This window comes from Nocardia carnea (assembly GCF_029868325.1).
GTDB classification, from domain to species: domain Bacteria; phylum Actinomycetota; class Actinomycetes; order Mycobacteriales; family Mycobacteriaceae; genus Nocardia; species Nocardia carnea_C.
Genome location: NZ_JARWNW010000061.1, coordinates 17,610 through 30,745 on the forward strand (window position 1 = coordinate 17,610; position 13,136 = coordinate 30,745).

Here is a 13,136-nt window from a genome sequence, read left to right on the forward strand (position 1 = left end):
GGGGAAAGGAAGTTACGTGCTAGACGTCAACTTCTTCGATGAACTCCGGATCGGCCTGGCCACCGCCGAGGACATCCGTAACTGGTCCTACGGCGAGGTGAAGAAACCGGAGACCATCAACTACCGCACGCTCAAGCCGGAGAAGGACGGCTTGTTCTGCGAGAAGATCTTCGGTCCCACCCGGGACTGGGAGTGCTACTGCGGTAAGTACAAGCGCGTCCGCTTCAAGGGCATCATCTGTGAACGCTGCGGCGTCGAGGTGACCCGCGCCAAGGTGCGCCGTGAGCGGATGGGCCATATCGAACTGGCCGCCCCGGTCACCCACATCTGGTACTTCAAGGGTGTGCCGAGCCGGCTCGGTTACCTGCTCGATCTGGCGCCGAAGGATCTGGAAAAGATCATCTACTTCGCCGCCTACGTCATCACCGCTGTCGACGACGAGATGCGGCACAACGAGCTGTCGACCCTCGAAGCCGAGATGGAGGTCGAGAAGAAGACCGTCACCGATCAGCGTGACGCCGATCTCGAGGCCCGGGCCCAGAAGCTCGAGGCCGATCTGGCCGAGCTGGAGGCCGAAGGCGCCAAGTCCGACGTCCGCCGCAAGGTGAAGGACGGTGGCGAGCGCGAGATGAAGCAGCTCCGCGACCGCGCCCAGCGGGAGCTGGACCGGCTCGAGGAGATCTGGAACACCTTCACCAAGCTGGCCCCCAAACAGCTCATCGTGGACGAGGTGCTCTACCGCGAGCTGCAGGACCGCTACGGCGAATACTTCACCGGCGCGATGGGTGCGGAATCCATCCAGAAGCTGATGGAGAACTTCGATATCCAGGCCGAGGCCGAGAATCTGCGCGAGACCATCCGCAGCGGTAAGGGTCAGAAGAAGCTGCGCGCGCTCAAGCGGCTCAAGGTCGTGGCTGCCTTCCAGGCCAACGGCAACTCGCCGATGGGGATGGTCCTCGACGCCGTTCCGGTGATCCCGCCGGAACTGCGGCCGATGGTTCAGCTCGACGGTGGCCGTTTTGCCACCTCGGACCTGAACGATCTCTACCGTCGCGTGATCAACCGCAACAACCGCCTCAAGCGACTGATCGATCTCGGCGCGCCCGAGATCATCGTCAACAACGAGAAGCGGATGCTGCAGGAGTCCGTGGACGCGCTGTTCGACAACGGCCGCCGCGGCCGGCCGGTCACCGGCCCGGGCAACCGTCCGCTGAAGTCCCTGAGCGATCTGCTCAAGGGTAAGCAGGGCCGGTTCCGCCAGAACCTGCTCGGTAAGCGCGTCGACTACTCCGGTCGTTCGGTCATCGTCGTCGGCCCGCAGCTGAAACTGCACCAGTGCGGTCTGCCGAAGCTGATGGCGCTGGAGCTCTTCAAACCGTTCGTGATGAAGCGGCTGGTCGACCTGAACCATGCGCAGAACATCAAATCCGCGAAGCGGATGGTGGAGCGGCAGCGGCCGCAGGTGTGGGATGTGCTCGAAGAGGTCATCGCCGAGCATCCCGTTCTGCTGAACCGTGCGCCGACCCTGCACCGCCTCGGTATCCAGGCCTTCGAACCGCAGCTGGTGGAAGGTAAGGCCATCCAGCTGCATCCGCTGGTCTGTGAAGCGTTCAACGCCGACTTCGACGGTGACCAGATGGCCGTGCACCTGCCGCTGTCGGCGGAGGCGCAGGCCGAGGCCCGCATCCTGATGCTGTCCTCGAACAACATCCTGTCGCCGGCGTCCGGCCGGCCGCTGGCCATGCCCCGCCTGGACATGGTGACCGGCCTGTACTACCTGACCCGCTTCGACGAAGGCGCCAAGGGCGAGTACCAGCCGGCCACCGCCGACGGACCGGAGACGGGCGTGTACTCCTCGCCGGCCGAGGCGCAGATGGCGGTCGATCGTGGTGAGCTGACCGTGCGGTCGAACATCAAGGTCCGGCTGACCGATCAGCGTCCGCCCAAGGACCTCGAAGCCGAGCTGTTCCCGGAGGGATGGCGGCGCGGCGACGCGTGGACCATCGAGACCACGCTGGGCCGGGTGCTGTTCAACGAACTGCTGCCCGGGGACTACGCGTTCATCAACGAGCCGATGCCCAAGAAGCGGCAGGCGACGATCATCAACGATCTCGCCGAGCGGTACCCGATGATCGTGGTCGCGCAGACCGTCGACAAGCTCAAGGACGCCGGCTTCTACTGGGCCACGCGTTCGGGTGTCACCGTCTCCATGTCGGACGTGCTCGTTCCGCCGGAGAAGGCCGAGATCATGGAGCGCTACGAGGCGCAGTCCGATCAGATCGAGAAGAAGTACCAGCGTGGTGCGCTCGATCACCAGGAGCGCAACAACGCCCTGGTCAAGATCTGGCAGGAAGCGACCGAAGAGGTCGGTAAGGCGCTGCGTGCGCACTACCCGGCCGATAACCCGATCATCACGATCGTCGATTCGGGCGCCACGGGTAACTTCACCCAGACCCGTACCCTCGCGGGTATGAAGGGCCTGGTGACGAACCCGAAGGGTGAGTTCATCCCGCGGCCGATCAAGTCCTCGTTCCGTGAGGGTTTGACCGTTCTCGAGTACTTCATCAACACCCACGGTGCTCGTAAGGGTCTGGCCGATACCGCGCTGCGTACCGCCGACTCGGGTTACCTGACCCGACGCCTGGTGGATGTCTCGCAGGACGTGATCGTGCGTGAAACCGACTGCTCCACCGAGCGCGGCATCGTCGTGCATATCGCGGAGAAGCAGCCGGACGGCACCATGATCCGCGACCCGCACGTGGAGACCTCGGCCTACGCCCGGACGCTCGCGTCCGACGCGGTGGACGCCGCCGGCAACGTGGTGGTGGGCAAGGGCGCCGATCTCGGCGACCCGGCCATCGAGGCGCTGCTGGAAGCCGGTATCACCGAGGTCCGGGTCCGCTCCGTGCTGACCTGCGGCACCGGTACCGGTGTCTGCGCGGTCTGCTACGGCCGTTCGATGGCGACCGGCAAGCTGGTCGATATCGGTGAGGCCGTCGGTATCGTCGCCGCCCAGTCCATCGGTGAGCCCGGTACCCAGCTGACCATGCGTACCTTCCACCAGGGTGGTGTCGCGGGTGACGACATCACCGGCGGTCTGCCGCGTGTGCAGGAGCTGTTCGAGGCGCGTGTGCCCAAGGGCAAGGCGCCCATCGCCGAGGTGTCGGGCCGGATCCGGCTGGAGGACGACGACCGCTTCTACAAGATCACCATCATCCCCGATGACGGTGGCGACGAAGTGGTCTACGACAAGCTGTCCAAGCGTCAGCGTCTGCGTGTGTTCAAGCACGACGACGGTTCCGAGCGTCTGCTGTCCGACGGCGATCACGTCGAGGTCGGCCAGCAGCTGCTGGAAGGCGCGGCGGATCCGCACGAGGTGCTGCGCGTGATGGGCCCCCGGCAGGTGCAGATCCACCTGGTCCACGAGGTCCAGGAGGTCTACCGCTCGCAGGGTGTGTCGATCCACGACAAGCACATCGAGGTCATCGTCCGCCAGATGCTGCGCCGGGTGACGATCATCGATTCGGGTGCCACCGAGTTCCTGCCCGGTTCGCTCACCGAGCGTGCCGAGTTCGAGGCGTCCAACCGCCGGGTCGTCGCCGAGGGCGGCGAGCCTGCGGCCGGCCGTCCGGTGCTGATGGGTATCACCAAGGCGTCGCTGGCCACCGATTCGTGGCTGTCGGCGGCGTCCTTCCAGGAGACCACCCGAGTCCTCACGGATGCGGCGATCAACTGCCGTTCCGACAGGCTCATCGGCCTCAAGGAGAACGTGATCATCGGTAAGCTGATCCCGGCTGGTACCGGTATCAACCGGTATCGCAACATCCAGGTCCAGCCGACCGAAGAGGCCCGTGCCGCGGCGTACGCGGTGCCGTCCTACGACGACACCTACTACAGCCCCGAGGGCTTCGGCGCCACCACTGGTGCCGCGGTTCCGCTGGACGACTACGGGTTCAGCGACTACCGGTAGTCGATTCGTTCGGTAACAGCCACATCGGCCCCCCCCCCGGTGGGGGGGGGGGCCCGATTGCGTTGGTGCCGGCCGGAATACCGATAGCGGTGATGTCGCCGGGCTGTACCGAGGTGCCGGATCGAGGGTGGCGGGTTCTGGTTCGGCCCCGGCGAATTGCGGTGCCTGGATTCCGTGGATCGGCTAGGGTTCGCCGCCGATAGTGTGCCGTTTCAGGCCGTCGAGGAGGGTTCTCAGGCCGAATTCGAAACTGTTGTCCGGGCTTTCGTTGTAGCCGGTACCGGCGGCGGATTCGATTCGAGCGCGCAAACGGGGGAATCGGCCGGCGACATCGGCTGCGGAGTCGAGGGCTTCGGCGAGTTTTGCCTCCGGATCGCCGCCTTTGGCGGAAAGCCGGCGGCGCAGGGAGATATTCGCCGCCGCGCCCACAGCGTTGCCGAGAACGAACATGAAGACCGTAGCCGCGGCGCGGTCTGCGTCCTCGGGCACGAACCCGGCGTTCTCATAGACTGCGAGGGCGTGGTTGTCGTGGCGTGACTTGTTTTCGCCGTACAGCAGATACGACGCCTGTGCCTGGACCAGCCACGGGTGCCGGCTCATCATCGAATACATTCCGGTGGCCATGGTTTCGGCGGCCGTGCGCCAGCCCATGGTGTCGAGGTCGGGCAGGGTTATTTCGGCCCAGATCTCGTCGGCGGCGAGGCGGACCAGATTGTCCTTGTTCTGGACGTGCCAGTACATCGCGGTGGGAGCGGCATCGAGTCGTTTGCCCAGACTCCGCATATTGAGTCCGTCGAGCCCCTCCTCGTCGAGGAGTCGGATGGCCGTGCCGACGATCTGGTCGCGGGTGAGGGTATCGCGGGGCATAGAACGACTCTAGAGGCTGTCGACCCTTCTTGCACAAAGTTCAAGCGATCTATTGCACTTAGTTCAAGTGGCGCGCTACGCTACTTTTACTTAGTTCAAGTCGGCGCCGCCTGCGCCGCGAGAAGGGAACCGGCCATGAACGTCCTCATCGCCACACTGGCCGCGGCCGTCGCCGCAGCGTTCGTCAGCATGCCGTTGGTCCGGCACCGGTACGGTGCGACGGCCATGGTCTGCGCGCAGAACGAACTGGCACGCCAAGGTGTGCGCACCACGGCATTGCGCGAAAACGGGATGCGCTTCGACGCCAGTGGGCACGAATCGGCCGCGCCGATCGGTATCGCCGCCGTACTGCTCACCGTCGTCGGCCTGAACCTCGCCGGAGTGTCGTGGTCGGCGCCGCTGAACACGGTCGTATTCGCGCTGGTGCTGCTCGGCAATGCGGTTATCGTCTACAGCAACCTCACTGCGGTGGACTCGGTGCGCGCGGCTTTCCGCCGAAAGAACGATCCAGAGCTGATGCGAGTCGATGTCGCGGCGCTGCTGGCCGCGGCCGAGGCGGGCTTCCCGGCGTGGACCTGGACTCTGCAGAGAATCCGGAACGTGGTGGTTTTCGGCGCCGCCGCGGCGGCCATCGCGGTTGTATTCATGGCCTGACCGGTCAGGGTGGACAGCTCGCCCCGCTCCGCGCCCGGAGCGGGGCGAGGGTCCGGGTCAGGCTCGGGTGGCGCTCTCGGTCGGCGCCTCATCGGCTTCTGTGACCGATTCGGTCACCGGACGGGGCCGGGGAGTGGCGGTGCGGGCGTGGGTTGCGTAGAGCGTGAGGCCGACGAAGGCCAGGCCGCCCACCAGATTGCCGATCACCGTGGGAATTTCGTTCCAGATCAGGTAGTCGCCGACCGAGAAATCGCCACCCAGCAGGAGGCCGGACGGGAACAGGAACATATTGACGATCGAATGCTCGAATCCCATATAGAAGAACAGCATGATCGGCATCCACATGGCGATCACTTTGCCGGATACCGAGGTCGACATCATTGCCGCGACGACGCCGGTGGAAACCATCCAATTGCACAGCACGCCACGGATGAAAAGGGTGAGCATGCCGGACGCACCGTGGTCGGCATATCCGACGGTGCGGGATTCGCCGATTTCGCCGAGGCGCTGCCCGACCTCGTTCGGATCCATCGAGAAACCCATGGTCACGATGATGGCCATCATGACGGCGACGGTGAAGGCGCCGGCGAAATTGCCGACGAAGACGAGGGCCCAGTTGCGCAGTACCGCACGCCAGTTCACTCCGGGCCGCTTGTCCAGCCAGGCCAGCGGGACGAGCGTGAATACGCCGGTGAGCAGATCGAAACCCAGCAGGTAGAGCAGGCAGAAGCCGACCGGGAACAGAACCGCGCCGAGGAGCGCGTTGCCCGTCTGCACCGTGATGGTGACCGCGAACGCGGCGGCGAGGGCCAGAATCGCACCCGCCATGAAGGCCCGGATCACCGTATCGCGCGTGGACATGAATGCTTTCGATTCGCCGGCGTCGATCATTGCGCCGACGAATTCCGCCGGTTTGAGGTACGACATGACACGTCCTTCGCTTGTAGTGCTCGTGGGCGAAGTGTGCGATGTCCGGATTTCCGGGTCGTATCGAGCCGGGCGCACCCGTGTAACCGAGTACTCACGGCCGCCATTTCCCTTGCCATATTTGTGTTGCCGAGATTTTCGGAAGCGAATGTATCGGTGAGGTGAACAGTGCGATACCGGTACGGTCGGATAGGCCCGGCGGTGGCAGGCTTTCGATATTTCCGGTGATTCCGATATCAGGAGGTCTCTATGGAGCCGATCATGAGCAAGAGTGCGGCCGCGGAACTCGTTGTTGCGGCACGTATCCGGCGCGGGCTGACCTGGGTTGCCATCGCCGAGTCACTCGGCGCCCCGCTGGTCTGGACGACGGCCGCGTTGCTCGGACAGCATCCGATGACGGCGGAGCAGGCGCACCAGGTGTGTGATCTGCTGGGCTTGGACGACGCGGTGGCGGAGAGCCTGAGCCGGCAACCGGCCCGCGGCGCGGATCCCGCGCTGATGAGCGATCCGACGATCTATCGATTCGTCGAGGCGATCTCCGTATACGGTCCCGCGCTCAAGGAGTTGATCCACGAGGAGTTCGGAGACGGGATCATGAGTGCGATCAACTTCAAGGTCGACTTCGCGCGCCGGCCGGATCCGGATGGTGACCGGGTCGTCATCACCTTCGACGGCAAGTTCCTCGACTATCGCTGGTGATGTTCCGGGTCTGCGAAAGTTTGTCGCGGTGCCGTGTTGACACAGCTGCGCCGGGCGCTAATACTGAACTAGATGGTTCAGTATGAGTTTTTGGACGCCTCCTTCGGGGCGCTCGCGGACCCCACCAGACGGGGCATCCTCGAGCGCCTCGGCCGCGGCCCCGCCACCGTCAGCGAACTGGCCGACGACTTCGCGATGACCCTCACCGGTATCAAGAAGCACATCCGGTTGCTCGAGGAGGCGGGGATGGTGGTCACCGAGAAAAAGGGGCGGGTCCGGTACTGCCGGATCGGCCCCGATGTGTTCGAACGGGAGGTGGCCTGGATGCAGGGCTACCGGCAGATGCTGGAAGCGCGTATGGACCGTCTCGGCGAATTCCTGCAACGAACGGAGCACGAACAATGAGCACTGCCACCGAAGAAGCCGTCGTCACCACCCCGGCCGACCGCGAGATCCGGGTCGAACGGGTTTTCAACGCCTCGCGCGAACGGGTGTGGGCCGCCTACAGCCGGATCGAACAACTGGCCCAGTGGTGGGGACGCGGTAATCAGCTCGATATCGAGCGCTGGGAGTTCCGGGTGGGTGGGCACTGGCGTTTCGTCGAACGCGCCGACGGCGAGTCCCACGGATTCGAGGGCCGGTTCCGGGAAATCGTGCCCCAGGAGCGGATCGTGCAGTCCTTCGAATGGGACGGTATGCCCGCGCATATCACCATCGACGCGGCGACGTTCGAGGATCTCGGCGACGGGCGCACTCGGGTGGTCACCGTCAGCCAGTTCCACACCCCGCAGGAGCGGGACGGGATGCTGCAATCGGGTATGGCCGAAGGGCTCAACGCCAGCTACCGGGCCCTGGACGCCCTCCTGGCGAAGTAACCGGTGGGCGGCTGCGTCCTCGGGCACCGGGGCCGAGGACGCGTGGCACACCCGGTCGCTGGTTCACCGTTCGGGCCGGATGTCAGCGGCTCATCGCTCGCTGTCCAGCGTGGCCATCAGCGGCTCCGGATACCGGCTGCCGATCACCGCGGCGGCCGGTATGGCCTCGGCGATCGCGGCCTGTTCGGCCGGGGTGAGCGATATCGCCGCGGCACCGATCGACTCGGCCCAGCGCCGCGCACTGCGCGTGCCGATCAGGGGGACGATATCGTCGCCGCGGCCGAGCACCCAGGCGATGGCGAGTTGCGCGGTGGTGACACCTCGCTCCTGGGCCAGGCCCGCCAGGGTGTCGACGAGTTTCAGGTTGGCGTCGAGGTTCTCGCCCTGGAAGCGCGGTATGCCGGCTCGGGAATCCGAGAGGGCGGTACGGTCCCGGCCGCGCAGCGCATCGCTGAGCAGACCGCGGCTGAGCACACCGTAGGCCGTGATCCCGATACCGAGTTCGCGGCAGGTGGGCAGGATTTCGGCCTCGATACCGCGGGAGAACAACGAATACTCGATCTGGAGATCGGCGATCGGGTGGACGGCGGCGGCCCGGCGCAAGGTTTCGGCGCCCACCTCGGACAGTCCGATATGTCGGACGTAACCGGCGTCGATCATTTCCGCGATGGCGCCGATGGTGTCCTCGATCGGCACCGCGGGATCCAGCCGTGCCGGGCGGTAGATATCGATATGGTCCACGCCGAGCCGGCGCAGGCTGTAGCTCAGGAAGTTCTTCACCGCCGCGGGCCGTGTGTCCATCCCCTGCCAGCTGAATCCCGGGCCCATCAGTGCACCGAATTTCACGCTGAGGGTGACCTCTTCGCGCGGCCGGTCGGCGATCGCCCGACCGACCAGCATCTCGTTGTGACCGCTCCCGTAGAAATCGCCGGTATCGATGAGCCCGGCGCCGGAATCCAGCGCGGCATGGATGGCCGCCACCGATTCGGATTCGTCGGCGGGCCCGTACACGCCCGACAGGCCCATGGCGCCGAATCCGATCCGGCCGACCGTGGGGCCGGTACGGCCCAACCGTGAGGTCTGCATCTGTGTATTCGTCATGGATTCCACTGTGGTGTCCCGTTTGCTCTGCCGGCAGAGACGCTTTATCGGGGGAGCGGCGATCCCTGGCTGCGGGCGCTGGGGTGCGCGACAGTGGAGGTATGGAACGCAGCGAACTCGCCGACTTCCTTCGCCGGCGCCGCGAACAGCTGACGCCCGCGGAGGTCGGGCTACCGCCCGGTTCGCGCCGGCGGACGCCGGGGTTGCGGCGCGACGAGGTGGCGTTGCTCGCCGGGATCTCCACGGACTACTACACCCGGCTGGAGCAGGCGCGCGGTCCGCGGCCGTCCACGCAGGTCCTGGCCGCGCTCACCCGGGCCTTGCGCTACACCAGCGACGAACGCGACCACGTCTACTTCCTGTGCGATCACTCCCCGCCGGGCGGCAGCGGCCCGGACAAACACGTGGGACCGGGCATGATGCACGTCCTGGCGAAACTGGACGACACACCGGCAGCCGTCATCACCGATCTCGGCGAAACCCTGGTGCAGAACCGGATGCACACCCTGCTGATCGGTGACCAGACCACCTTGCCCGGCCGGCACCGTTTCTTCGCCTGGCGGTGGTTCACCGATCCGGCGGCCCGCGAATTCTGCCCGCCCGACGACGTGGACCGGATATCCCGCCGCCAGGTGGCCGATCTGCGCGCCACCGCGGCGCGCCGCGCGAAAGACCCCGATGTGCTGGATTACGTGGGCGCGCTACGTGCGGCCAGTGCCGAATTCGAAGAGCTCTGGAACGAGCATCTGGTGAGCGTGCGGCTCTCCGATGTGAAAAGCATCGTGCATCCGGAACTCGGGGAAATCGCCTTCGACTGTGAAACCCTGCTCACCACCAGCGCCACCCAGCGGCTGCTGATCTACCGGCCGCGGCCGGGTACCGATGCCGCGGAGAAGCTGGAACTCCTGCGCGTTATCGGTACCCAGCGCCTGGACGGCTCGGAGACGGTATCTCCTGAACGTCCCGCGACAGTGCCCTACTCGCGGCCCGCCGAGGTGAAGGACATATCCGCATAGCGCGGCCCGGCGACCTGTTCGGCGATCGGTTCCAGCCGGGCCAGTTCGGCGGCGGTCAGCGCGACCGTGGCCGCCGCGGCATTCTCTGCCAGCCGGGTGCGGCGGCGGGTGCCCGGAATCGGCACGATCGGTAGCCCATGCTCTTGGGCCCGGGAATGCACCCAGGCCAGGGCGACCTGTGCGGGTGTGAGTTCCCGTTCTTCGGCGATCTCGTATACGGGTGCCAGCAGGCTCGCGTTGTGCGTCGCGTTGGTGCCGGTGAAACGCGGCATATGCCGCCGGAAGTCGGTGTCGTTCAGTTCGCCGGCCTGTGCGAAGGATCCGGTGAGGAAACCCCGGCCGAGCGGCGAGTACGGAACGAAGGTGACACCGAGCTCGGCTGCCGCCGGTACCGCGGTGCGTTCGACATCCCGGGAGAACAGCGACCATTCCGATTGCACCGCGGTGATCGGGTGGACCGCGTGGGCGGCGCGTAGTTCTTCTCCGGTGACTTCGGAAAGCCCGAGCGCGCGTACCTTGCCCTGCTGGACGAGTTCGGCCATCACACCGACGGTCTCCTCGATGGGTACTCCGGGATCGCGCCGGTGCATGTAGTAGAGGTCGATGGTGTCGATTCCCAGCCGGCGCAGGCTGGCGTCCACAGCGGCGCGGATATATTCCGGTGAATTGTCGATGCCGCGGTAGTGCGGGTCATCCGGTTTACGGGTGATGGCGAACTTGGTGGCAAGCACGACCTGTTCCCGGTTGGTGCGGACGAAATCGCCGATGAATTCTTCGTTGTCCCCGGAACCGTAGATGTCGGCGGTATCGAACAGGGTGATGCCGAGTTCGAGCGCCCGGTCCAGGGTCGCGCGCGCTTCGGCGCGGTCGGTGGGGCCGTAGAACTCGCTCATACCCATACAGCCCAGGCCCTGGATGCCGACCCGGATCCCTTCGGGGCCCATCGGGGTGCTCGGCAGTGGTGCGGGGGTGGTCATTCGCGGAAATCCCTTCACGATGCGGCGTTGTCGGGCGACCGGGCGGGGGTGGAGGCGGTGTGCTCCTCGTAGAGCGCGATCTTGTAATCCAGGACCGCCACGGTCTGCTGGAGTTCGGCGATACGGTCGAGGGCCTCGGCGCGGGTGGCGCGGAACATGGCGAGCCGTTCCGGGATAGTGTCCTCCCCGGCCCGTACCAGCTGTGCGTAGCGGATCATGTCCGCCACCGACATACCGGTGGTGCGCAGCCGGGTGATCAGCGTGAGCCATTCCAGGTCGCGGTCGCTGAACCGGCGTCTACCGGTGTGATCGCGACCGATATGGGAGAGCAGGCCGATGCGCTCGTACCAGCGCAGGGTGTCCTGGCTCAGCCCACAGTGCCGGGCGGCGGCGCCGATCGTATGCCGGGGGATATCCCCGCCGGGCTCCCTGCCGGTCGGTGCGGAAAGACTCACGGAATTCACCTTCGTCCGGAAATAATGCGCCAGCCCTTTCGGTGCGGCGAGCCGCGTCCTCTCGTCGAACAGCGATAACGCTATCCACCTGGAGTGGACTCCAGGCAAGCGGCGCGAAGAGATTCTCAGCCGCGTGGCCGGCGGCCGCGGGGTTTCAACTGCCCGCCGGGGAGCGGCGGTGCGGGGATCCGCTGTTCGGGCGGATGACCGGCGATATCACCGAAGCGGGCGGTATTGCGCCGCTCCCAGTCGGTGCGCGCCGCGGCGATCTCCGCATGCTCGCGGGCGACGAAGTTCCACCACATCACCAGTTCCTCGGCGAGCGGCTCACCGCCGATCAGCGCGAACCGGCCACCGCCGGCGCTGGACAACTCCAGATCGGCACGGCCGGTGCCCAGGTACAGCAGCGGGCCCGGGGTCATCTCGACACCGGCCACGGTCACTTCGCCCTCCACCACCAGGACCGCGTGTTCGTACGCCGGGTTCGTCCGCAGCGTGGTCGTGGTGGCGGGATCGATCTCGATATCCGCGCCCACCAGCGGTGTGTAGATCATCGCCGGCGAGGTGACCCCGGCCAGCGTTCCCAGCAGTACGGTCGCGCGCAGGCCCGGAACGTGGTGCACCGGCAGATCGCGGTGCTGTTCGAAATGCGGTGCGATATCGCGGTGCGCGTCGGGCAGCGCGATCCACAGCTGCAGTCCGCGTCCGGCCGGGGCATCCGGCACGGTGTACTCCGAATGGGCGATGCCGCGGCCGGAGGTCATCAGGTTCAACTGGCCCGGTTCGATCAGCACATCCGAATGCACCGAATCGCGATGCCGGATCCTGCCCTCCAGCGGCCAGGTGACCGTCTGCAGGCCGATATGCGGATGCGGGTCGATATCCGGCGGCAGATCCGTGGTGGTCACCGTCGGCGCGCCGAAGTAGTCGAGAAAGCACCAGGCCCCGACGGTCGGCAGATCGCGCTGCGGGAGGGTGCGTTCGACATATGTGCCGCGCACCCCGCCCAGCGGCACTTCCCGGGCCGGATAGAACTCCGTCACCGGGCCCGGGCCGCTCGCCGGCACGCACAGCGTTTCGGCGGGATGCGGGTCGAGATCACTCACCGTCTACGCCGACCACATGCGCGGCGTACTCGGGATGGCGCTCCAGATAGCTTCGGATGAACGGGCATTCGGGACGGATCCGGTGCCCGCGGTCGACGGTATCGCGGATCGCGAACGCGGCCAGTTTGCTGCCGAGCCCCTTGCCCTCGAATGCCGAATCGACCTCGGTATGGGTGAAAACGGTTTCCGTGCCGCGGTCGGTGTACTCGGCGAAACCGGCGAGGCCGCCGCCGTAGAACACCTCGTAGCGGTCTTTGTCCGCGTTGCGGACGACCGTGCTCTCCTCGGTTGTTCCGGTCATCTCCGCACTTCCTCTCGGTCTGCGACTACCGGCTCCCGGCCGCACCGCCCCCCCCCGCCCCCCCCGGCCAGCGGAAAAACCCCCCCCTACCCCCGCCCCCGCCGGCCCGCCGGAATCGGTCGCGAGTACCGGCGCGACACCCCTGCGGTACCTCGGCCACGCGCAGGTCGTGCCGGCGGCCGCCGCGA

General features: G+C 66.2%; 13 protein-coding genes. 6 read left to right on the forward strand and 7 right to left on the reverse strand.

Annotated features, from left to right (window positions below; translation table 11 throughout):
* The first annotated feature begins 16 nt into the window (after positions 1 to 16).
* On the forward strand, positions 17 to 3,970 hold the full coding sequence (locus QH196_RS03525) for a DNA-directed RNA polymerase subunit beta' (protein WP_280414285.1): 3,954 nt from the start codon (positions 17 to 19) through the stop codon (positions 3,968 to 3,970).
* A gap of 183 nt (positions 3,971 to 4,153) precedes the next feature.
* Here the strand turns inward: QH196_RS03525 and QH196_RS03530 are convergent, their stop codons facing one another.
* Positions 4,154 to 4,837, reverse strand: a complete 684-nt coding sequence (locus QH196_RS03530) for a TetR/AcrR family transcriptional regulator C-terminal domain-containing protein (protein ID WP_280414286.1) — start codon at positions 4,835 to 4,837, stop codon at positions 4,154 to 4,156.
* A 135-nt stretch (positions 4,838 to 4,972) separates the two neighbouring features.
* Between QH196_RS03530 and QH196_RS03535 the strand changes: the two genes are divergently transcribed.
* Positions 4,973 to 5,491 (forward strand): hypothetical protein, encoded by a 519-nt coding sequence (locus tag QH196_RS03535; protein ID WP_280414287.1) that lies wholly within the window; start codon positions 4,973 to 4,975, stop codon positions 5,489 to 5,491.
* Between the two features lie 57 nt (positions 5,492 to 5,548).
* Here QH196_RS03535 and QH196_RS03540 read toward each other — a convergent pair whose 3' ends face one another.
* Positions 5,549 to 6,418 carry a formate/nitrite transporter family protein gene (locus QH196_RS03540; RefSeq protein WP_280414288.1) on the reverse strand — a complete coding sequence of 290 codons (870 nt, stop codon included), beginning with the start codon at positions 6,416 to 6,418 and terminating at the stop codon, positions 5,549 to 5,551.
* A 249-nt stretch (positions 6,419 to 6,667) separates the two neighbouring features.
* Between QH196_RS03540 and cynS the strand changes: the two genes are divergently transcribed.
* From cynS to QH196_RS03555, 3 genes are all read left to right on the forward strand, one after another.
* Positions 6,668 to 7,117, forward strand: a complete 450-nt coding sequence (gene cynS, locus QH196_RS03545) for a cyanase (RefSeq protein ID WP_280414289.1) — start codon at positions 6,668 to 6,670, stop codon at positions 7,115 to 7,117.
* A 72-nt stretch (positions 7,118 to 7,189) separates the two neighbouring features.
* The gene (locus tag QH196_RS03550; protein WP_280414290.1) at positions 7,190 to 7,522 is read left to right on the forward strand and encodes an ArsR/SmtB family transcription factor; all 333 of its coding nucleotides are present in this window, start codon (positions 7,190 to 7,192) and stop codon (positions 7,520 to 7,522) included.
* Entirely contained in the window at positions 7,519 to 7,992 is a 474-nt protein-coding gene (locus tag QH196_RS03555; RefSeq protein ID WP_280414291.1) for an SRPBCC family protein, read from the forward strand. The genes QH196_RS03550 and QH196_RS03555 overlap by 4 nt, the downstream gene beginning before the upstream one ends.
* A gap of 90 nt (positions 7,993 to 8,082) precedes the next feature.
* Here QH196_RS03555 and QH196_RS03560 read toward each other — a convergent pair whose 3' ends face one another.
* Positions 8,083 to 9,093 (reverse strand): aldo/keto reductase, encoded by a 1,011-nt coding sequence (locus QH196_RS03560; protein ID WP_280414292.1) that lies wholly within the window; start codon positions 9,091 to 9,093, stop codon positions 8,083 to 8,085.
* Positions 9,094 to 9,194: 101 nt separating this feature from the next.
* On the opposite strand from QH196_RS03560, the gene QH196_RS03565 reads away from it, so the two are divergent.
* A complete protein-coding gene (locus tag QH196_RS03565; protein WP_062978216.1) occupies positions 9,195 to 10,109 on the forward strand; it encodes a helix-turn-helix transcriptional regulator in 915 nt (304 codons plus the stop codon).
* Here the strand turns inward: QH196_RS03565 and QH196_RS03570 are convergent.
* The 4 genes from QH196_RS03570 to QH196_RS03585 form a co-directional block, all read right to left on the reverse strand.
* Positions 10,070 to 11,086, reverse strand: a complete 1,017-nt coding sequence (locus QH196_RS03570; RefSeq protein ID WP_280414293.1) for an aldo/keto reductase — start codon at positions 11,084 to 11,086, stop codon at positions 10,070 to 10,072. The two genes, QH196_RS03565 and QH196_RS03570, sit on opposite strands and share 40 nt — an antisense overlap.
* 14 nt (positions 11,087 to 11,100) lie before the next feature.
* The gene (locus QH196_RS03575; RefSeq protein WP_280414294.1) at positions 11,101 to 11,541 is read right to left on the reverse strand and encodes a MerR family transcriptional regulator; all 441 of its coding nucleotides are present in this window, start codon (positions 11,539 to 11,541) and stop codon (positions 11,101 to 11,103) included.
* 125 nt (positions 11,542 to 11,666) lie between these two features.
* Positions 11,667 to 12,647 carry a pirin family protein gene (locus QH196_RS03580; protein ID WP_280414295.1) on the reverse strand — a complete coding sequence of 327 codons (981 nt, stop codon included), beginning with the start codon at positions 12,645 to 12,647 and terminating at the stop codon, positions 11,667 to 11,669.
* A complete protein-coding gene (locus tag QH196_RS03585) occupies positions 12,640 to 12,948 on the reverse strand; it encodes a GNAT family N-acetyltransferase (RefSeq protein ID WP_280414296.1) in 309 nt (102 codons plus the stop codon). Before QH196_RS03585 ends, QH196_RS03580 begins: the two co-directional genes overlap by 8 nt.
* Between the last annotated feature and the right edge of the window lie 188 nt (positions 12,949 to 13,136).

Coding starts and splice junctions, on each gene's coding strand:
- QH196_RS03530 (WP_280414286.1), bottom strand. CDS start 4,837: ATGCCCCGCGATACCCTCACCCGCGACCAGATCGTCGGCACGGCCATC.
- QH196_RS03535 (WP_280414287.1), top strand. CDS start 4,973: ATGAACGTCCTCATCGCCACACTGGCCGCGGCCGTCGCCGCAGCGTTC.
- QH196_RS03540 (WP_280414288.1), bottom strand. CDS start 6,418: ATGTCGTACCTCAAACCGGCGGAATTCGTCGGCGCAATGATCGACGCC.
- cynS (WP_280414289.1), top strand. CDS start 6,668: ATGGAGCCGATCATGAGCAAGAGTGCGGCCGCGGAACTCGTTGTTGCG.
- QH196_RS03550 (WP_280414290.1), top strand. CDS start 7,190: ATGGTTCAGTATGAGTTTTTGGACGCCTCCTTCGGGGCGCTCGCGGAC.
- QH196_RS03555 (WP_280414291.1), top strand. CDS start 7,519: ATGAGCACTGCCACCGAAGAAGCCGTCGTCACCACCCCGGCCGACCGC.
- QH196_RS03560 (WP_280414292.1), bottom strand. CDS start 9,093: ATGACGAATACACAGATGCAGACCTCACGGTTGGGCCGTACCGGCCCC.
- QH196_RS03565 (WP_062978216.1), top strand. CDS start 9,195: ATGGAACGCAGCGAACTCGCCGACTTCCTTCGCCGGCGCCGCGAACAG.
- QH196_RS03570 (WP_280414293.1), bottom strand. CDS start 11,086: ATGACCACCCCCGCACCACTGCCGAGCACCCCGATGGGCCCCGAAGGG.
- QH196_RS03585 (WP_280414296.1), bottom strand. CDS start 12,948: ATGACCGGAACAACCGAGGAGAGCACGGTCGTCCGCAACGCGGACAAA.